This window comes from Pantoea sp. Ep11b (assembly GCF_040783975.1).
Classification (GTDB): domain Bacteria; phylum Pseudomonadota; class Gammaproteobacteria; order Enterobacterales; family Enterobacteriaceae; genus Pantoea.
Genome location: NZ_CP160631.1, coordinates 1,703,677 through 1,722,943, shown reverse-complemented (window position 1 = coordinate 1,722,943; position 19,267 = coordinate 1,703,677). Strand labels below are relative to the sequence as shown.

Here is a 19,267-nt window from a genome sequence, read left to right as displayed (position 1 = left end):
GGAGGCCGTCTCAGACGCTCCGCCTTTCTGCTATCAGGCGTTCAGAGCCCGGCTGATTTTCTCGTAGAGGTCACCGGAGAGCTTATCCAGCGCCAGCAGCTGCTCCAGCGCCTGACGCATCAGCGCCTGACGCTCTTCATCGTAACGTTTCAGACGGATCAGCGGCTCCACCATCCGCGCCGCGACCTGCGGGTTGCGGCTGTTGAGATCGGTGAGCATCTCGACCAGGAACTTATAGCCGCTGCCATCCCGGGCATGGAACGCGGCCGGGTTAGCGGAGGCAAACGCACCAATCAGCGAGCGAACGCGGTTTGGATTGCTCATGGTAAAGGAGCGATGGTTCAGCAGATTACGCACGTTACGCATCACGTTCGCGGCCGGGCTGGTCGCCTGCAGCACAAACCACTTATCCATCACCAGACCATCCTGATGCCAGCGCTCATCATACGCCGCCAGCAGCGCGTCACGACACGGCAGCTGTGCCGCCACAGCCGCCGAAAGCGCCGCCAGCGCATCAGTCATGTTAGTTGCCTGCTCATACTGCGTCTGCACCAGCTTATCCGCCAGCTGCGCATCGCTGAAAGCCAGATAGGTCAGGCAGACATTTTTCAGGCTGCGCTGGCCGATCGCCTGATGTTCCACACGGTATTCAGGCTGCTGACAGGCGTTGTAGATAGCATAGAACTCATCGGCCAGTTCGCGGGCCAGCGTACGCTGCAGCGCATCACGCACCAGCGCAATTGCCTGCGGATCGATAGTATCGAACAGTTCGGCAATTTCGTTCTCTGACGGCAGCGTCAGGATCAGCGCGGTCAGCGCCGGATCGCTGTCGGCATCGAGCAGCACCGCCCGGAAGGCGTCGGCCACATGCAGCGGCAGCGACAGATGCTGGCCCTGCTGATAGCGGGCGACGTTGAGACGGATATAGGTTGCCAGCAGGCTCTGCGCCGCATCCCAGCGGGAGAAATCATTGCGGGCGTGGCGCATCAGGAAGGTCAGCTGGGCATCGCTCCATTTATAGTCGAGCTTCACCGGTGCAGAAAATTCGCGCAGCAGCGACGGCACCGGCTGGAAGTAGACGTTGTCGAAGATAAAGGTCTGGAACTCCTCGGTGACATTCAGCACCGAAGAGACTGGATGCCCGTTATTCTGCAGCGGGATCACCTTGCCTTCGCCGTCATAGAGTTCGATATCCAGTGGAATATGCAGCGGCAGCTTCTCTTTCTGATCGGCGGTCGCCGGGGTGTGCTGCGTGACGTGCAGCGTATACTGCTCCAGCTCCGGGTTATAGTCGTCGCGCACCGTCAGCACAGGCGTCCCGGACTGGCTGTACCAGCGGCGGAACTGTGACAGGTCAACGTTAGAGGCATCTTCCATCGCCTGCACAAAATCATCACAGGTGGCGGCACTGCCGTCATGACGATCAAAGTAGAGCTTCATGCCCTTCTGGAAGTTCGCTTCGCCCAGCAGGGTATGCATCATGCGGATCACTTCCGATCCTTTCTCATACACCGTCAGGGTGTAGAAGTTGTTCATCTCCATAACCTGATCCGGACGGATCGGGTGCGCCATCGGGCTGGCATCTTCGGCGAACTGCGCACCGCGCACGATACGCACGTTGTCGATGCGGTTGACCGCGCGTGAACCCAGGTCGGAACTGAATTCCTGATCGCGGAACACCGTCAGCCCCTCTTTCAGGCTGAGCTGGAACCAGTCACGGCAGGTCACGCGGTTGCCGGTCCAGTTGTGGAAATATTCGTGGCCGATGACCGCTTCGATCCCCAGATAATCTTTATCCGTCGCCGTCTCCGCTTTCGCCAGCACATATTTGGCATTGAAGACGTTCAGCCCTTTGTTCTCCATTGCGCCCATATTGAAGAAGTCGACCGCCACAATCATAAAGATGTCGAGGTCATACTCCAGGCCGAAACGCTCTTCATCCCACTTCATGCTGTTTTTCAGTGAGGTCATCGCCCAGTCCGCACGATCCAGGTTGCCGCGATCGACGAAGATCTCCAGGGCCACATCACGGCCTGAACGGGTGGTGAAGCTGTCGCGCAGTACGTCGAAATCGCCGGCCACCAGCGCAAACAGGTAGCAGGGTTTCGGGAACGGATCTTCCCACTTCACCCAGCTGCGGCCCTGCTCATCGCGGCCGCTGTCGATCCGGTTGCCGTTGGAGAGCAGGAACGGATAGCGCTTACCGTCGGCATAAATCGTGGTGGTGAAGCGGGCCAGGACGTCCGGCCGATCGAGATACCAGGTAATATGACGGAAGCCCTCCGCCTCGCACTGGGTGCAGAGCGCCTCGCCCGATTTATAGAGCCCTTCCAGCGCGGTGTTCTGGTCCGGGTGAATTTCGTTGACGATTTTCAGGGTGAAGCTGTCCGGCAGCTGGCTGATGATCAGCGCGCCCTCTTCTTCCCGGAAGGCGGTCCAGGGCTGCCCGTCGATCTCCAGCGCAATCAGCGTTAAATCTTCGCCGTCCAGACGCAGCTCAGCCTGGCTGTCGCCCAGTCGTTTAACCTGGCTGATGGCCGTGACCAGCGTGGTCGACGCATCCAGCTCAAAGGTTAAATCGATGTCAGTAATGGTGTAATCGGGCGCACGATAGTCGTGGCGATACTTAATTTGGGGCTGTTGCGTCATATTGCGTCTCGCGTTGTTATAAGTTTACCGGCAAAGTCTAAGCTTGTTACTACAAGCTTGCCACGCACAAAGCACCGGAATGACTAAATGGCTACAGTTTGTTAACAAAGGCACAGATTGGCCTCGACCTCTCCGACTGAAATATGCTGTGATCGGCTTCAGATAGTGAATTATACTTCCGCGTCTTTATGACTGTGTACAACACCGGGCTCTGCGCCACCGAACAGGATGCTGAAACGCGCCATGACAGGACATGCTTCCCCGATACTGACCTCGCTGCTGGATACGGATGCCTACAAGCTCCATATGCAGCAGGCCGTTTTTCACCGTTATCATGACGTCACGGTGAAGGCGGAGTTTCGCTGCCGCGGCGACGAACAGCTGGGTCTCTACGCTGACGACATTCGTGACGCGATCACCACAATGCAGGACCTGGCGCTGACTGACGAAGAAGCGACCTGGCTGTCTCATCTTCCCTTTTTCCGTCAGGATTATCTTCACTGGCTGCGCCAGTTTCGTTATAACCCGGAGCAGGTTGAAGTACGCAATCACCACGGCATGCTGGATATCCGCATCCAGGGGCCGTGGCGTGAAGTGATTATGTGGGAGGTGCCGTTACTGGCGCTGATCAGCGAGATTGTGCATCGTCATCGCACGCCGCAGGTCACTACTCAGCAGGCTGTCGACCATCTGCACCAGAAACTCAGCGCCTTTAAAACCGAGGTCGCTGATCTCGATATGTCACGCTTCCGCCTGATGGATTTCGGCACCCGTCGCCGCTATTCGCAGGATGTGCAGGAGGCGATCGTCTCCACGCTGAAACAGGATTTTCCGTGGCTGATTGGCACCAGTAACTATGATCTGGCCCGTCGTCTGTCGCTGACGCCGGTGGGCACCCAGGCGCATGAGTGGTTTCAGGCGTTTCAGCAGATCAGCCCGGTGCTGGCCAACAGCCAGCGTGCGGCGCTGCAGGCCTGGCTCGATGAGTATGATGACCAGCTGGGTATCGCCCTGACGGACTGTATTGCGATGGATGCCTTCCTGCGTGATTTCGGGCCGCACTTCGCCCGTCGCTATCAGGGCCTGCGCCACGACTCCGGCGATCCGGTCGAATGGGGAGAGAAAGCGCTCGCCCACTACCGGAAACTCGGTATCGATCCCCTCAGCAAAAACCTGGTTTTTTCAGACAACCTGAACCTCGACAAAGCGCTGGCGCTCTATCGTCATTTTGGTCAGCGAACCAACGTGGTGTTCGGCATCGGCACCCGCCTGACCTGCGACATTCCGGGCGTGACGCCGCTGAATATCGTGATCAAACTGGTGCAGTGCAACGGCAAGCCGGTCGCGAAACTCTCAGACAGTCCGGGTAAAACGATCTGCCAGGATAAAGCCTTTGTCCGCGCCCTGCGCAAAGCCTTTGATCTGCCACTGGTGAAAAAAGCGAGCTGAATCCCTCTTAATCGGGGCGTTGATGCGCCCCGCCTCTGCTGTAATAAATCCGCTTTCCCCCTGAATTTTGCTTGTTTCCTGAAGACTCGCAAGTAACATAGCAAAACCCCGGATGGGGCAACTTTTTACTCACTTCTTCTATATAGAGAGATATTTATGAGCGTAGTGCCTGTAGCGGATGTACTGCACGGTCGCGTCGCGGTTGACAGTGAAGTCACCGTACGTGGTTGGGTGCGTACCCGAAGAGATTCAAAAGCCGGTCTTTCCTTCATCGCCGTCTATGATGGCTCCTGCTTTAATCCCGTTCAGGCTGTCGTCAATAATTCTCTGAATAATTATCAGGATGAAGTGCTGCGTCTGACCACGGGCTGTTCCGTTATCGTCACCGGTAAAGTGGTGGCCTCGCCGGGTCAGGGCCAGGCTTTTGAGATTCAGGCGACCAGCCTGGAGGTGGTGGGCTGGGTCGAAGATCCCGACAGCTATCCGATGGCGGCGAAACGCCACAGCATCGAATACCTGCGCGAAGTGGCGCACCTGCGTCCGCGCACCAACCTGATCGGTGCGGTCGCCCGCGTTCGTCATACGCTGGCGCAGGCGCTGCATCGCTTCTTCCATGAGAACGGCTATTTCTGGGTCTCTACCCCGCTGATTACTGCCTCCGATACCGAAGGCGCTGGCGAAATGTTCCGTGTTTCCACGCTGGATCTGGAAAACCTGCCGCGTAACGATCAGGGCCATGTTGACTTCAGCGAAGATTTCTTTGGTAAAGAGGCGTTCCTGACCGTGTCGGGTCAGCTCAATGGCGAAACCTACGCCAGCGCCCTGTCGAAAATCTACACTTTCGGCCCGACGTTCCGTGCAGAGAACTCCAACACCAGCCGTCACCTGGCGGAATTCTGGATGCTGGAGCCGGAAATTGCGTTTGCCTCACTGGATGATGCGGCTGACCTGGCGGAAGCCATGCTGAAGTATGTCTTTAATGCGGTTCTGGAAGAGCGCGCCGATGATATGGCCTTCTTCGCCGAGCGCGTAGACAAAGAAGCGGTAGAACGCCTGCAGCGCTTCATCACCACCGATTTCGCGCAGGTCGACTACACCGACGCGGTCGACATCCTGATGAACTGCGGTCAGAGCTTCGAAAACCCGGTTTCCTGGGGCATCGACCTCTCGTCTGAACATGAACGCTATCTGGCAGAGAAACACTTCAAAGCGCCGGTGGTGGTGAAAAACTATCCGAAAGACATTAAGGCGTTCTATATGCGTTTGAACGACGATGGCAAAACCGTGGCAGCGATGGATGTTCTGGCGCCAGGCATCGGTGAGATCATCGGCGGTTCACAGCGTGAAGAGCGTCTGGATGTGCTGGATGCGCGTCTGGAAGAGATGGGCCTGAATAAAGAAGATTACTGGTGGTATCGTGACCTGCGTCGCTACGGTACCGTGCCACATTCTGGTTTCGGCCTGGGCTTTGAACGTTTAATCGCCTATGTTACCGGCGTACAAAATGTCAGGGACGTTATCCCCTTCCCACGTACGCCACGCAACGCGAGCTTCTAAGATTCGGCATTAAATATAAGAAATTCATATATATAAAGAGGTCGGCACTGCCGGCCTTTTTTTATTTTTGTAAATTTTGAGATGTCTCACAAAGTTCCGTGTTTTTTACATTTTGTAATACATATTTTCCTTTAGAAACCAGATTACGAGTTTAGTAGCATTTTCGCGCTAGAATTACGGCGGGGGGGATGGAAAGATGCGTGCAGACACAGGAAGACACCAAACTTCGCTCAGGGTTCCGTAAAGATTTCCTGACGGCAGTGGCAGGTGTACAAATAACTCCAATGAGGGTAATGAATAATGATGAAGCGCAATATTCTTGCAGTGGTTATCCCTGCTCTGTTAGCCGCCGGCGCCGCCAATGCTGCCGAAATCTATAACAAAGACGGCAACAAACTGGACCTGTACGGTAAAGTCGACGCACGTCACACATTCTCGGACAACGCGGGCGATGACGGCGATAACTCTTATGTTCGCTTTGGCTTCAAAGGCGAAACCCAGATCAACGACCAGCTGACCGGTTACGGCCAGTGGGAATACAACCTTCAGGCGAACAACTCTGAAGGTTCTGACGCACAGGACGGCAACAAAACCCGTCTGGGCTTTGCCGGTCTGAAATTCGGCGATGCCGGCTCAATCGACTACGGCCGTAACTACGGTCTGGTTTACGATGCAATCGGCTGGACCGATATGCTGCCAGTGTTCGGTGGTGACTGGGGCAGCTCAGACAACTTCATGAACGGCCGCAGCACCGGTCTGCTGACCTACCGCAACACCAACTTCTTCGGCCTGGTTGATGGCTGGGACTTCGCAGTTCAGTATCAGGGTAAAAATGACCGTACTGATACTACTCGTGCTAACGGCGACGGCTGGGGCGTATCAACCAGCTACACCTCACCAATCGGTGTTGGTATCGTAGGTGCTTACAGCAGCAGCGACCGTACTGATTCACAGGCAGCAGGTGTTACTGATGTCAATGGTAACGTAATCGGACAGGGCAAACGTGCTGAGAACTGGGCAACCGCGCTGAAATATGATGCGAACAACGTTTACCTGGCAGCAATGTATGGTGAAGGCCGTAACTCTTCATACTTTACCGCTACCATTCCTGGTACCACACCTAACACTACTGCTTCAGCGAATGCCACCATTAACAAAACTCAGACTATTGAGTTAGTTGCTCAGTACCAGTTCGACTTCGGTCTGCGTCCATCCCTGGCTTACGTACAGCAGAAAGGCAAAGATATCGAAGGTATCGGCGATGCTGACCTGTACAAATACTTCGACGTTGGCGCGACTTACTACTTCAATAAAAACATGTCTACCTACGTTGATTACAAAATCAACCAGCTGGATGATAACAACCGCCTGAATCTGAACACAGACGACGTGGTGGGTGTGGGCCTGGTTTACCAGTTCTAATCCTGCTTCAGCATGTTGAAAAACGGGGCTCTGGCCCCGTTTTTTTATGGCTGCGATTGGAAATATCCGCGTTTTACACCACCTTCCCCCCGTGCTTCTTCACGCTGGTTTGACCCTCTCGTCATCTGCAGCGCAAAATGCAGGAATTTGTCTCGCAAACGGTTGGCATTTGCCCGGCCGGGCGCTAACCTGAGAGTCCTCTTGCTTAAGTTCACGCTAATGGACCTGACACATGTTTGAATCGATCTCTGCTGCACCCGCCGATCCTATTCTTGGGCTGGCCGATCTGTTTCGTGCCGACGACCGCCCTGAAAAAATCAATCTGGGTATCGGCGTTTATAAAGACGAAACCGGCAAGACCCCGGTGCTGACCAGTGTTAAAAAGGCTGAGCAATACCTGCTGGAAAACGAAACCACAAAAAACTATCTCAGCATTGATGGTCTGGCGGATTTCGCCCGCTGCACGCAGGCCCTGCTGTTCGGCAACCAGAGCCCCCTGATTACCGCCAGCCGCGCGCGCACCGCGCAGACGCCGGGCGGTACAGGCGCACTGCGTGTTGCAGCCGATTTTCTTGCTACGCAGACCACGGTGAAGCGGGTCTGGATCAGCAATCCGACCTGGCCGAATCATCACAACGTGTTTCACGCTGCCGGTCTTGAAGTCTGCGACTATCACTATTACGACGCAGAGACCCATTCGCTGGACTTTGAAGGGATGATCGCGTCGCTGCAGCAGGTTCAGCCGGGTGATGTGGTGCTGTTCCACGGCTGCTGCCATAACCCGACCGGGATTGACCCGACGGCGGAGCAGTGGCAACAGCTGGCGCAGCTTTCACAGGCCAGGGGCTGGCTGCCGTTATTCGACTTCGCCTACCAGGGCTTTGCCCGTGGTCTGGAGGAAGATGCTGAAGGCCTGCGCATCTTTGCCGCCTCACATCAGGAGCTGATTGTCGCCAGCTCTTATTCCAAGAACTTTGGTCTCTACAACGAGCGTGTGGGTGCCATCACGCTGGTGGCCGCGGAGGCGGGCGTAGCCGATACCGCGTTCAGCCAGGTGAAATATACGATCCGCTCCAACTACTCTAACCCACCAGCGCATGGTGCGGCGGTGGTCGCCACGATCCTGGGCAATGACACGCTGCGCACGATCTGGGAGCAGGAGCTGTCGGATATGCGTCAGCGCATCCAGCGCATGCGCCAGCTGTTTGTGAACACCCTGGCGGAAAAAGGTGCACAGCGCGACTTCAGCTTTATCATCAGACAGAACGGTATGTTCTCGTTCAGCGGCCTAACCAAAGATCAGGTGATCCGCCTGCGGGAAGAGTTCGGGGTTTATGCCGTCAACTCAGGCCGCGTGAACGTGGCGGGCATGACGCCAGACAATATGTCGGCGCTGTGTGAAGCGATTGTCGCTGTGCTGTAACGCAGACGACGTAACGAAAAAATGGGCCGGATGGCCCATTTTTTTATGGCAGGAAAACCGCTGACGCTTTACTGCAGGAAAGGGTTGCTGATGCGTTCATGTCCCAGCGTAGAGACTGGGCCGTGACCAGGCAGGAACGTCACGTCATCGCCCAGCGGCAGCAGTTTGCTGCGGATAGCCGCGATTAACTGCTGGTGATCGCCCTGCGGGAAGTCAGTGCGCCCGATGCCGCCATTGAAAATGACGTCACCGGAGATCAGCAAGCGCCCCAAACGATCAAAGAACACAACATGCCCGGGCGAGTGTCCCGGACAGTGCAGCACCTCCAGCGTGGTCAGCCCGACCTGCACGCTCTCGCCCTCTTCCAGCCAGCGATCGGGGGTAAAAGGCGCGCACTCTTCCAGTCCGAACATCCGGCTCTGCGTGGGCAACGCCTCCAGCCAGAAAGCATCGCGCTTTTGCGGCCCCACAATCTGAACATCATAGAAGGCGGCCAGCTCCACGGCGGCCCCGACATGATCCAGATGGCCATGCGTCAGGAGGATCTGAGCGGGTTTAAGACTAAGCTGTTCCAGCGTTTGCTTAATCAGTTCAGCATCGCCGCCGGGGTCGACCAGCGCGGCTTCACGCGTGGTCTCGCACCAGATAACGGAACAGTTCTGAGCAAACGCTGTAACAGGAATAATGTGGTAATTCATAACGCTCCATGACCGGCTCACGCAGCGTTGCCGGTGTCGTTACCAGTGCCTGATCGGCCCGGTGTCAATGTGCACAAAGTTACTGCGGGGATAATATCCTACACCACCGGCGCGCAGAGATAACGCCGCTTTGCGTACATTCGCTAACGAAATCCCTTCAATATGAAAATCCATCGCCTGACCTTTGGTGTGATAGCTATGCTTGGCTACCCCGGGACCACTTTCCCGCAGCATATTATTGGTGGCCAGAGAGCGATAACCCGACACCAGCTGAATGGGTTTACGCGTCCCCAGCAGGGCCTGCAGGCGAAAGATTTGGTCAAACAGATGGGGGTCAATACTTTTTACTTTGTTGGCGCGATAGTCCCGGAAGAAGTGATTTAATCGTGACAACTCATCCTTGTCGTAACTCTTACCATTAAAAAATTCAGTTTTAAGGGTTTCACCGGTGTGAAGGTTATTGAGCATCAACACACGCGGACGAGACGTTGAAAGTGAGGCCCTGGCAGAAGCTGGCAGGAGTGCCAGTCCGGCGGCGGCGCTACCGCATAACAGTAGTTTGCGACGAAAAGAATCAATAGTAGACATGTAGCGGATTACCTGAGAGTCAAGCCATAGTCATGTGCAAAAAGCGCACAGGCCGAACCATAACTTTCTCTCAGTGGAGCGTCAACCCATCCACCAGCAGTTTGCGAGGCGACCCGCACCAGGATCGCCTCTGGCTGCCTCTTCTCCCTCCACCGCTAACGATGCAAAATCAATCACTAGAGCAGCAATTTCTCTGCCCGGCTCAGCGCCTGGCTGCCCGAACGCGCCGTGTCATCATAATTGTAAATATCTGTACGGAACTGGGGTTTGCCGTCATCTGCGACCCACGCTGTCAGATAGTAAAGATTGACGGGAATGCGATGGCGAATCGGCACATAGCGGGTATCGCCCTCTTTCAGGGTGCTGGAAATGCGGGAATCATTCCAGCCTGCATCCTGCAGCAACAGACCCGCCAGTTCAGAGGCTTTATTGACCCGGACACAGCCTGAGCTCAGCGCACGAATATCGCGCTGGAAGAGGTTGTGGTTAGGCGTGTCGTGCAGATAGATGGCATCCGAGCTGGGCATATTGAATTTATAACGCCCCAGCGCATTGGCTTCACCCGGTGCCTGAATCAGCCGGTAAGGAAACGAGGAGGCGGTTACCATGCGCCAGTCGATCATGCTGGGGTCGATGACTTCAGCATCCGCACTCCAGCCCGACAGCAGGGTATAACCATGCTTGTAGAGGTAAGTTGGATCCTGCTTCACTTTAGGAATGATATCTTTGCGCACCAGCGTCGTCGGCACGTTCCACGGCGGATTGAGCACCACATTGTTCAGCGCGCTGCGCATCAACGGCGTTTTGCGATCGGGACGGCCGACGATAACCCGCGATGAGAGAATTTTATTGCCGTTGTTGTAATAGATCAGCGAATAGTTGGGGATGTTGACCATGATGCCGTTATGCATATCGTCCGGCAGCAGACGCAGTCGCTGAATATTCAGCGCCAGCAACGACGCGCGCATCTGCGGAGAGACGTTGAGCCACTGCCGCGTTCTGGCCCCGATAGCGCCATCGCCATCCAGTCCCTGCCACTGCTGAAAACGTTTCACCGCCGCTACCAGCGTCTCATCGTAAATATTGGCCGTGTTGCCTTCGAGTGTCTGGCTGCGGACGTTACCTGGCGACTGCGGTGCAGGGGAAATCAGATTGCTGATCGGCGCAGCAGAAGGGCTGACCGCCACCGGCTGGTCGCTATGCGTTACCGGCGAGGGTGCGACGGGCACCGCATCGTCATCGGGTGCCGGTGCATTTACCTGCGCCGTTAACATGCCGCTGCGCTGCAATATTTCACGCAGTGCCGGTACATCATCGCTGACCTGACCCGGACGCAGCGTTTCACTGCTTTTCAGCTGTGGCCAGGGCTGTCTGTCGCTGAGCAGCGTCTTTAGCGCAGCGTGCATCAGCTTATACTGGGGATGCTGCGGCTGCAGTGAGGTTATAAAGTGGCTGGCCGCTCCGGCATTGACCGCATTCTGCCACTGATTGACTACCGCGACCGACGGCTGCGTCAGCCGGTAAGGAACATTGCTGTAGAGCCAGGTTTCCCCCTGGGTCGGAACACTGGAGACGAACTGCAGATAACCCAGCATCGCATCGGAAAGGGTTACATCCCGCGCAAAGCCGGTAATAGCCGGGTTAGTCAGACGCTCAATCCAGCGCGTGAACTGCGGCTGAACGCCAGACAGCGCCACCTCAGCCAGCTGCTGCTGAAATTTTTCTACTGCCTGGGCATCCTGCCAGAGCGGCTGCATATTGCGGGACGCATAGAGCGCCGCCAGCGGCGCCTGATAGAATGGCTGATCGGCGCCGGAAAAAGCCTGGCGGATACGTTGCTGACTTTCAGTGACGGAGAGTGCCGCATGCGTTTTGCCGGGCAGTGCAGCGATAATCGCGGCTTGTGGTAGCGTAAATGGAACAGCGGTTAGCGCCAGCGCTAACAATGATACAACGCGATGATGATTAACCTTTTTTACCAGCAACATCCCTGCCCCCTTATCTTCTCAACTACGCAGCGTTCCCTGTAACGACTGCGTTCGGGCTGCTACTCATAATGTTGAGTATACAAACAAAAACGGCATTTGCCTTCTGTGACAAATGCCGTAACCAGATTAACCAATGGTTCAGTTTTTGACTACGTCTCTGCCTGGGAATTTTCAGCAGTTAAATCAGGCAGCGCATCCGCGTCGCTGCCCGGCCGCACCGGTGAGGGATCGGCGGCAAAACCGCGCAGCCCGACCACATGGACGTGCTCGGTATTATTGAACACTTTACGCACCAGCTTATAGGTCGTGCCTTTCTCCGGGCTGATGTTTTCTGGCGCGGCAATCACCAGCTGCATCTCCAGTCGCTCGCACAGCTCGAACAGCGTGGCGATGGAGCGGGCATCCAGACGGGCTGCCTCATCGAGGAACAGCAGACGGCATGGCGATATATCTTTGCCGCGCAGACGACGTGACTCCTCCTCCCAGCTCTGTACTACCATCACCAGGATAGACATACCGGTACCGATCGCCTCACCGGTTGACAGCGCGCCGCTCTCTGCCCGCAGCCAGCCATCCGACCCACGGTTCACTTCCACTTCCATCTCCAGATAGTTGCGGTAGTCCAGCAGCTCTTCACCGATGGTCTGCGGCGTGCGCTGTCCCATGTCGATATGCGGATTCAGGCGCTGATAAAGTTTCGCCAGCGCCTCCGAGAAGGTCAGGCGGTTGCTGTTAAACAGATCCTGATGCTGTTCATGCTCTTCCGAGAGGGTGTCCAGCAGCATTGAATGGGTTTCACGCACGTTCACGTTGAGCCGCACGCTGCGAACCTGACCAAAGCTGACGGTCTGCAGGCCCTGGTTAAGCTGGCGGATACGGTTCTGCTCACGCTGGATGGTCTTACGGATGATATTCGCCGCACTGCGGGAGCTGATCGCCAGCGTCTGCTCACGCGCAGTCAGCTCTTCCGTCAGCCGGTTCAGCTCAATTTCCATCTGTTCGATCGCTTCCACCGGATCGTCCGTGCGAATAATATCCTGACGGATACGCTCGCGCAGATGCTGGTAGACCGCAATAAAGAACTGAATTTTACGTTCCGGACGTTTGGGATCTTCCGACAGCCGCAGCACATCCCGCAGATGTTCGTTGTCCGCCACCGCCAGACGCAGCGCACCCAGTGCTTTATCGGACATCGAACGCAGCTCATCGCCGCTCAGATAGGCCAGTTCGCGTCGATGCAGACGGCGCTCCACCCCATTCTCTTTGACCAGACGCAGCACGGTACACCAGCCCGCTTTCGCGCTGACCACCTGCTCACGTACCTGATGATAATTTCGCTCCAGCTGACGCAGTCGCTTCTGCAGGTTGTCCATCTCCGCTTCACAGAAGGTCAGCTGTTTTTCCAGCTGATTGCGGCGGGCACGGTTGTGGCTCAGGGCCGTGTAAAGCTCATCACGACGTACGCGTGCACGGGCTTCTGCGCTGCTATCGGCCTGAACGCCGATATCCTGCATCTCCTGCTGCAACTCCTTCAGCATGTCGCGTTTGGCATCCCAGGCGCTCTTCAGCGAGGCGAGCACCTGAGTGAACTGCGTCAGCTGGGCCTGATGTTCCCGCAGGCGATCGCGACAGCGGCTGCGTTCGCTTTCCGCCTGTTCCAGACGCTGGCGCAGTTTATCGCTGAGATCGTTGTTGCCGTTGAGCATGCCCGCAGAGTCTTCATAGCTGAAGTGTGCTCGGCGCTGTACCACTTCGGTCAGTGCAAAGGCCTGCTGACGTGCGCTGCGCTGCTGCTGCTGCGCCTGCTGATAATCGGCCTGAAGCTGCTCATGCTGCTCCGGATCGCTCTGCAATACGGCGAGGATCGGTTCAAGTTTCGCCAGCTTAGCGCCATGCTGATGCAGGAAGCGCGCCGCGTCCTGCGCGGCATCGACCTGCTCACGGATCTCTTCGCAGCGGTCGGCCAGGGTATCGTCCAGCAGCAGATTAACGCGAGGCAGCAGACGGTTTAACTGCGACACGCCCTCTTTCGCCTGCTCATACTGCTGACGCTGCTGCTGGTTGTTGCTTTCATGCTGATTCAGCGCCCGCTCCAGCTCGCCCCGCCGCGCGCCCAGCTGACGGATCTGCGCTTCCGGATCGTCATCAAAGGCGACAGCCAGATGTGAACCGATAAAGCGGCTGAAGGATTGATGCAGACGCTGGGTTTTCTGCACATCAAACGACAGCGTAGCGTAGCGTTCAGCCAGTTTGTCGCGCTCAAGGTGCAGCTGCTCAAGCTGATTCTCACGCGCTGCGCGGCCAAACAGCGGTATTTTCGGGAAGCGCGAGTAGCGCCACTGACGATCCGCGACCTTCACGACAACGGCATTCTGCAGCTCATCGACGCTGAAAACGCTGTCATCGAACGACTGCGGATCCCCTTCGATCAGATAGAGATCTTCCGGGCACTCTTCCAGCCCGTCCAGCATCTCGCGCACCTGCGAGAGATCGGGCACCACAATCGCATGACGCGACGGACCGTAAAGCGCCGAGAAGTAAGGCGCATCATCCAGTGTCACATCATCATAAATTTCAGAGAGCAGAACGCCGCCAAACCGTTCGGCCAGCTGGGTCAGACGCGCATCTTCCGCACCGCCTGGCTGGCTCAGTCGCTCAATCTGCTGCTCAATATCGCGTTTGCTGGCAGCCACTTCGTCGCGTTCGACGGTGGTTTCACGCTCACGCTCCAGCAGCTGCTGCATATATTCGGTGACATCCTGGCTGCTGCTGAGCGCCTGACCGGTCTGCTCACTGAGCTGCGTCAGGATCTCCTGCGCCGCCAGCCAGTGAGGGGCACGGGCGGTCAGGCTGGTGATGCGCTCACGCAGCTGCTCCAGCTCCTGACGCATCTTCATGCGCTGTTCACCGGCGTCCGACACGCTGCTGTTCAGCTGCTCGATCCGGGCTTCCAGCTCCTGCTGCAAATCCGCCAGCGCATCGGGTTCGTAGTGCTGTCCCTGACGCTTGCAGAACTCGGCCAGCAGACGCTCCGCCTCATGCTGCTCGCGCAGACGCTGTTCCAGTTCATTAAGACGCAGACGCAGCGACGAGAGCTGCTCGGCGTGGTGACGCTGATTGCTCGCATCGCGCAGCAGTTCGCGGCCGATCTGCCACGCATCCTGTCGCGTCACGTCACCGGCGATGCTGGTGACCAGCGCCAGCGCCTGCTCAAACTGACTGTGCGCCGCTTCCGCCACGCTCAGCTTCTGTTCCAGATGGAGCAGACGTTCTGTCGCCTCTTCCTCTTTAGCCTGGAAGCTCTCCTGCCACTCTGCCGCATTATCAATGTTCAGTTCGGGCAGCTGACAGAGCGTCCGGGCGCGCTCCAGCGCCTGCAAGGCCTGCTGATACTGGATAGCACGGGTCTGCTGCACATCGAGCGCCTGCTGGAAATCGGCCAGCTGGCTTTTCAGCTCATCCACTTCCAGCTCGGCTGCTTCGGCGCGGGCTTCGTTCTCTTCCTGAATTTCGCGCGCTTCGGCGACCACTTCGGTCTGCTCTTCCAGCCGCAGGGTCAGATCTTCGATATCCGCGTCGTAACGTTCAATCTTCTCCTGCTGACGCATCGCGGTCTGCACCAGGTTCAGGTGATCGCTGGCGGCCTGATAATCGACTTCAAGATCGTTTTCTGCGCCGCTGTGCTCAGCCAGTTCGCGCGCCATCTCAACGTGACGATACTGTTCGGTTGCCAGCTGCTTGCGGCTGCTGAACAGCTCGTTGCGCAGCTGCAGCGCGCTGTCGAGGTGCCCCCGTCGCTCGTTGGCGTGACGCATATAGTCCGCTGAGACGTAGCTGGTCGCCTCGGAGATCAGGTGCTTGAAAAGATCGCGGTCAGACTGCGTCACGCGAATCGCTTCCAGCGTCATGCGGTTCTCGCGCAGCGCGGCTTCCATATCCTGGAACGCTTTGCGCACCCCGCTGTTTTCAGGCAGCAGGTAGTCACGCAGCGATCGGGTGATGGCGCTGGAGATCCCGCCATAGAGCGAGGCTTCAATCAGGCGATAGAACTTGCTGCGATCGCTGGCAGAGCGCAGACGACGCGGCACCACGCCGAGATCAAACATCATGGCGTGATAGTCAGTGACTGAGTTATAGGCGCGGAACTGCACGCCCTCCTGCGCCTCGACGCGCTCTTTGACCTCGTTCAGCGGCAGTACGCGCGCCTGACGGCTGTTAAGCACCTCCGTCAGCATGTCGGTCGGATTGGTGTCGGTGGGCAGGCCGTGAATACTGAAGGGCTTGATATCGACCTTTTTATCGCGTCCCGCCACCTGCTGCAGGCGGACGCCGACCACCACACGCTGATGACGTGAGTTAACCACATCCAGCATCGAGTAGCAGACCCCGGCGCGCAGTTTACCGTGCAGACCTTTGTCGCGGGAGCCGGAGGTGGCGCCCGCTTCGGTGGTATTACGGAAGTGCAGCAGCGTCAAATCGGGGATCAGCGCCGTCACGAAGGCGGCCATCGTGGTGGACTTGCCTGCACCGTTACCGCCGGACAGCGTGGTGACTAATTCATCAAGATCAAAGGTACGGGCAAAAAAGCCGTTCCAGTTGATCAGCGTAAGCGAACGAAATTTTCCGCGCTCAATCATGCCTGTTCTTCCTCTGCGTTCTCACTCGCGTCGCTTTCCTGCCCTTCACCTTCGTCGGTGTCGACCGCTGCTGTCGCGTTTTCCAGTAGCATGGCTTCGCCATCCCGAATCAGGCGAAGCTGCGCTTCACGCGCGTCATCGCCGCCGCGCACGTCGGCACCAAAACGAAACACCGATTCGGTGATGCGGAATTTGCTGCTGTCGTTGCCGAAAAACCACACCATGCCCAGGCGACGCAGGCGGCTCAGGGAAGCGCGCACTTTCTCCTGCAGTTTGGTGCGGTCCAGATCGGAGCCGGTCGAACGCTGATTGACCAGCTTCAGCAGACGGTTCTCGTCGGCCAGAGAGAGCAGTTCGTCATACAGCTCCTGCTGGGTGAAGATCCCCTCATTGGCCAGCCTTTCCGGGCTGAGATAGAGGTAGCAGAGGATCTTGCCGACCATCATATCCAGCTCAGAGAGTACCGAACGCGGGATCAGCGTGGTTGAACGCGGACGCAGATAGAAAAACCCTTCCGGAGCACGAATTAACTCAACGTGATAGCGGGTGTAAAACTCTTCGAGGTATGACTGGTAATCCATCAGAAAAGCGTGGTTATCCAGCTCTTCGATACCGATATGACGTCCGGCGCGTAACTGACTGTCCAGCGCTGGGAAAATCGGGTTGGCCAGTGCCTGTGCCAGTTTAACCGGCATCACTTGTTCAATATTTGTCGATGACATGTGCCTGCACCTTGGCTCCGTAATCATTGATGGCTTGCCATTCCACAGGCAAACCGGCTAAATCAGCTTCCGCTACGCCGAGACGCACCGCCTGGTCGACCACAATCCGCGCCAGATCGAAATGGCGGGCGCGTGGGTACTGAGCCAGGTAGTCACGCATCACTGACGCGAGGTTGAGCGGTTTCTGTTGCGCTTTATAGACCTGCAGCGCCTCTTCGATCATCGCTGCCAGCTGTTCGCGAATTTCATTGATCTCTTCGTACTCCATCTCCGGCGGCAGTTCGCCCATGACTTCATCATTCCGCAGCGTCAGCGCCTCGTCACGCATGTCATACAGGCGGTCGGCGTTGGCGTAGGTCAGTGCCCAGGGGGAATCGAAGTAGTTCTGCACCGAGACCCGCAGACGCTGCGCAAAGACGCGGTTTTTATCCATGTCGATGGCGGTACGGATAAATTTATGGACATGACGGTCATAGCCGATCCACAGGTCGATCGCCTGCTGGCCCCAGCTGGTGATACGGTCGAGCTTGCTTTGCAGATCAAACACCAGCTTATCGACGAAGCCCAGATCGGGACTGTCCAGCGTGGCATCCTGAATGCGCAGCAGATTTTCCTGAAGTTTGTCCCCTGCCGCTTCCAGCGTATCCTGCAGTTCACGCAGCGTGCCGGACGTTTCAGAGAGCAGCATTTCGCAGCTGGAGATAGCCGCGCGCCAGTCTTTGTTCAGCAGTTCGGCGATGTCGTTTTTCACCGCCTGCTGCTGTTCATCCATCAGACGCTGGGTCATATCAATGCTGTCGAAGATCTCCGCCACCGAATATTTCAGCGGCGCGAAAACGTTGCGGTGCCAGTGAAACTCATCGCCATTTTCCTGAGCGGCATCGGCGGCCCGTTTCAGCTCACTGGCGACAATCGAAAGCTGCATCGACAGGCGCAGCGTTGAAAACTCACGCTGGCGGATGTAGTAGTCAGTGATGCCGATTGCCAGTGGCGTCAGACGATAGATGGCGTTGCCTTCGGTCAGCTCGCTGGTAAAACGGTTGAGCAGACGCTGTCGCACCATGTCGTTGATGGCGTTGTTGGCACGGACCAGCACAGTTTCATGGGTTTGTTCGAAAGCTTTACTGACGTGGCGAAAAGCATCGATCAGATCGCCCTCGCTCATTTCGCCATCCATTCGCTCACCGTTGAGGGTGGCGATAGCCAGCAAAAAGGCCAGACGTTCCACCGGCAGCGCAAGAGAAAAGTCATTTTTGCGCGCCCAGGAGACCAGTTCAGGTACCGTCTGGGAAAATTCACTCATAATTCGTCCTTCTGCCCGGGTTTACGCGCGGTTACGTGAATGTAACGCCCTAAGCTCAAAAAGGGTTCCTGACGGCAGTAACGCCGCTCCATCTCAATGATTTCATCGTCGCTTTTCGGCTCGCCTTTGGGCGGCTTCATATAGTCGCTGAACACCCGGATACCGGCGCGCTGCTCAATCACAAAGCCACACGCTTCAAGCCAGCGGTAGACCTGTTCGGGGTCGCGCGGATAATCAGGCGACAGCGTGCGCTTTTTGCGTTTGGTCAGATTCGTGCGCAGATAGCCGAAGTTTCCCAGCGTCAGGGTGCGCAGTGTCAGGCCGTGCAGATTGTAAAACATCAGCGACATAACGCCGCCCGGACGCAGCGAATCAAACAGCGCCTTCAGCACTGCCTCCGGTTCAGCGACCCACTCAAGCACAGCGTGGAACAATACCAGATCCACCGGCTTATCCAAATGTTCGCCCACCTGCTGAGCGCTGATTTGTCTGAATTGCATGTTGTGGCTCACACCCTGTGCTGCGGCATTTTCTTCGGCCCGGCGCAGCATTTCGCCAGAGAGATCGCACAACAGAACCTGATGCCCCTGCGCGGCGAGGCCACTGGAGACCTGCCCCACACCGCCGCCTGCATCCAGCACGGTGAGCGGGGATGAAGAGAGGCTGGGCACGATCTTTTCCAGCTCGTCCCAGAGGATGGCCTGGCGTATTCGCCCTTTCGTGGTGCCGTAAATATTTTGCGAAAATTTATCCGCGAGATCGTCAAAGTTACGATCCTGCATGGCATGCGCTCCGGTATGCTGCGGTGAGACTTGTGCTATTTTGTCACAG

At 56.9% G+C, this 19,267-nt stretch carries 12 protein-coding genes; 4 read left to right on the top strand and 8 right to left on the bottom strand.

The window, feature by feature from the left end; translation table 11 throughout:
* Window positions 1-33 precede the first annotated feature (33 nt).
* Window positions 34-2,649 (bottom strand): aminopeptidase N, encoded by a 2,616-nt coding sequence (gene pepN / locus AB1748_RS08035; RefSeq protein ID WP_367396219.1) that lies wholly within the window; start codon window positions 2,647-2,649, stop codon window positions 34-36.
* A gap of 243 nt (window positions 2,650-2,892) precedes the next feature.
* Here pepN and pncB point away from each other — a divergent pair, with 243 nt between their 5' ends.
* From pncB to AB1748_RS08015, 4 genes are all read left to right on the top strand, one after another.
* Window positions 2,893-4,098 carry a nicotinate phosphoribosyltransferase gene (gene pncB / locus AB1748_RS08030; RefSeq protein WP_111138793.1) on the top strand — a complete coding sequence of 402 codons (1,206 nt, stop codon included), beginning with the start codon at window positions 2,893-2,895 and terminating at the stop codon, window positions 4,096-4,098.
* 156 nt (window positions 4,099-4,254) lie between these two features.
* Window positions 4,255-5,655, top strand: coding sequence for an asparagine--tRNA ligase (asnS, locus tag AB1748_RS08025; RefSeq protein ID WP_293773912.1), 1,401 nt, complete (start codon window positions 4,255-4,257; stop codon window positions 5,653-5,655).
* Between the two features lie 300 nt (window positions 5,656-5,955).
* A complete protein-coding gene (gene ompF, locus AB1748_RS08020) occupies window positions 5,956-7,077 on the top strand; it encodes a porin OmpF (protein ID WP_293773910.1) in 1,122 nt (373 codons plus the stop codon).
* A 232-nt stretch (window positions 7,078-7,309) separates the two neighbouring features.
* Window positions 7,310-8,500, top strand: a complete 1,191-nt coding sequence (locus AB1748_RS08015; protein WP_111138796.1) for an amino acid aminotransferase — start codon at window positions 7,310-7,312, stop codon at window positions 8,498-8,500.
* Between the two features lie 68 nt (window positions 8,501-8,568).
* Here AB1748_RS08015 and AB1748_RS08010 read toward each other — a convergent pair whose 3' ends face one another.
* From AB1748_RS08010 to cmoM, 7 genes are all read right to left on the bottom strand, one after another.
* On the bottom strand, window positions 8,569-9,198 hold the full coding sequence (locus AB1748_RS08010) for an MBL fold metallo-hydrolase (RefSeq protein WP_111138797.1): 630 nt from the start codon (window positions 9,196-9,198) through the stop codon (window positions 8,569-8,571).
* Window positions 9,199-9,237: 39 nt separating this feature from the next.
* The gene (locus tag AB1748_RS08005) at window positions 9,238-9,786 is read right to left on the bottom strand and encodes a YcbK family protein (RefSeq protein ID WP_111138798.1); all 549 of its coding nucleotides are present in this window, start codon (window positions 9,784-9,786) and stop codon (window positions 9,238-9,240) included.
* 176 nt (window positions 9,787-9,962) lie between these two features.
* Window positions 9,963-11,774 carry a L,D-transpeptidase gene (ldtD, locus tag AB1748_RS08000; RefSeq protein WP_111138799.1) on the bottom strand — a complete coding sequence of 604 codons (1,812 nt, stop codon included), beginning with the start codon at window positions 11,772-11,774 and terminating at the stop codon, window positions 9,963-9,965.
* 149 nt (window positions 11,775-11,923) lie between these two features.
* Complete coding sequence (gene mukB / locus AB1748_RS07995; RefSeq protein ID WP_367396218.1) at window positions 11,924-16,411, bottom strand: chromosome partition protein MukB; 4,488 nt, start codon at window positions 16,409-16,411, stop codon at window positions 11,924-11,926.
* A complete protein-coding gene (gene mukE / locus AB1748_RS07990) occupies window positions 16,408-17,133 on the bottom strand; it encodes a chromosome partition protein MukE (protein ID WP_111138801.1) in 726 nt (241 codons plus the stop codon). The genes mukB and mukE overlap by 4 nt, the downstream gene beginning before the upstream one ends.
* Window positions 17,114-18,436 (bottom strand): chromosome partition protein MukF, encoded by a 1,323-nt coding sequence (mukF, locus tag AB1748_RS07985; RefSeq protein ID WP_111138802.1) that lies wholly within the window; start codon window positions 18,434-18,436, stop codon window positions 17,114-17,116. The genes mukE and mukF overlap by 20 nt, the downstream gene beginning before the upstream one ends.
* The gene (gene cmoM / locus AB1748_RS07980) at window positions 18,433-19,218 is read right to left on the bottom strand and encodes a tRNA uridine 5-oxyacetic acid(34) methyltransferase CmoM (RefSeq protein WP_293773903.1); all 786 of its coding nucleotides are present in this window, start codon (window positions 19,216-19,218) and stop codon (window positions 18,433-18,435) included. Before cmoM ends, mukF begins: the two co-directional genes overlap by 4 nt.
* Window positions 19,219-19,267 lie beyond the last annotated feature (49 nt).

Bases quoted from the DNA above. Each gene is read 5' to 3' on its own strand.
- pepN (WP_367396219.1), bottom strand. From the start codon at position 2,649: ATGACGCAACAGCCCCAAATTAAGTATCGCCACGACTATCGTGCGCCC.
- pncB (WP_111138793.1), top strand. From the start codon at position 2,893: ATGACAGGACATGCTTCCCCGATACTGACCTCGCTGCTGGATACGGAT.
- asnS (WP_293773912.1), top strand. From the start codon at position 4,255: ATGAGCGTAGTGCCTGTAGCGGATGTACTGCACGGTCGCGTCGCGGTT.
- ompF (WP_293773910.1), top strand. From the start codon at position 5,956: ATGATGAAGCGCAATATTCTTGCAGTGGTTATCCCTGCTCTGTTAGCC.
- AB1748_RS08015 (WP_111138796.1), top strand. From the start codon at position 7,310: ATGTTTGAATCGATCTCTGCTGCACCCGCCGATCCTATTCTTGGGCTG.
- AB1748_RS08010 (WP_111138797.1), bottom strand. From the start codon at position 9,198: ATGAATTACCACATTATTCCTGTTACAGCGTTTGCTCAGAACTGTTCC.
- AB1748_RS08005 (WP_111138798.1), bottom strand. From the start codon at position 9,786: ATGTCTACTATTGATTCTTTTCGTCGCAAACTACTGTTATGCGGTAGC.
- ldtD (WP_111138799.1), bottom strand. From the start codon at position 11,774: ATGTTGCTGGTAAAAAAGGTTAATCATCATCGCGTTGTATCATTGTTA.
- mukB (WP_367396218.1), bottom strand. From the start codon at position 16,411: ATGATTGAGCGCGGAAAATTTCGTTCGCTTACGCTGATCAACTGGAAC.
- mukE (WP_111138801.1), bottom strand. From the start codon at position 17,133: ATGTCATCGACAAATATTGAACAAGTGATGCCGGTTAAACTGGCACAG.
- mukF (WP_111138802.1), bottom strand. From the start codon at position 18,436: ATGAGTGAATTTTCCCAGACGGTACCTGAACTGGTCTCCTGGGCGCGC.
- cmoM (WP_293773903.1), bottom strand. From the start codon at position 19,218: ATGCAGGATCGTAACTTTGACGATCTCGCGGATAAATTTTCGCAAAAT.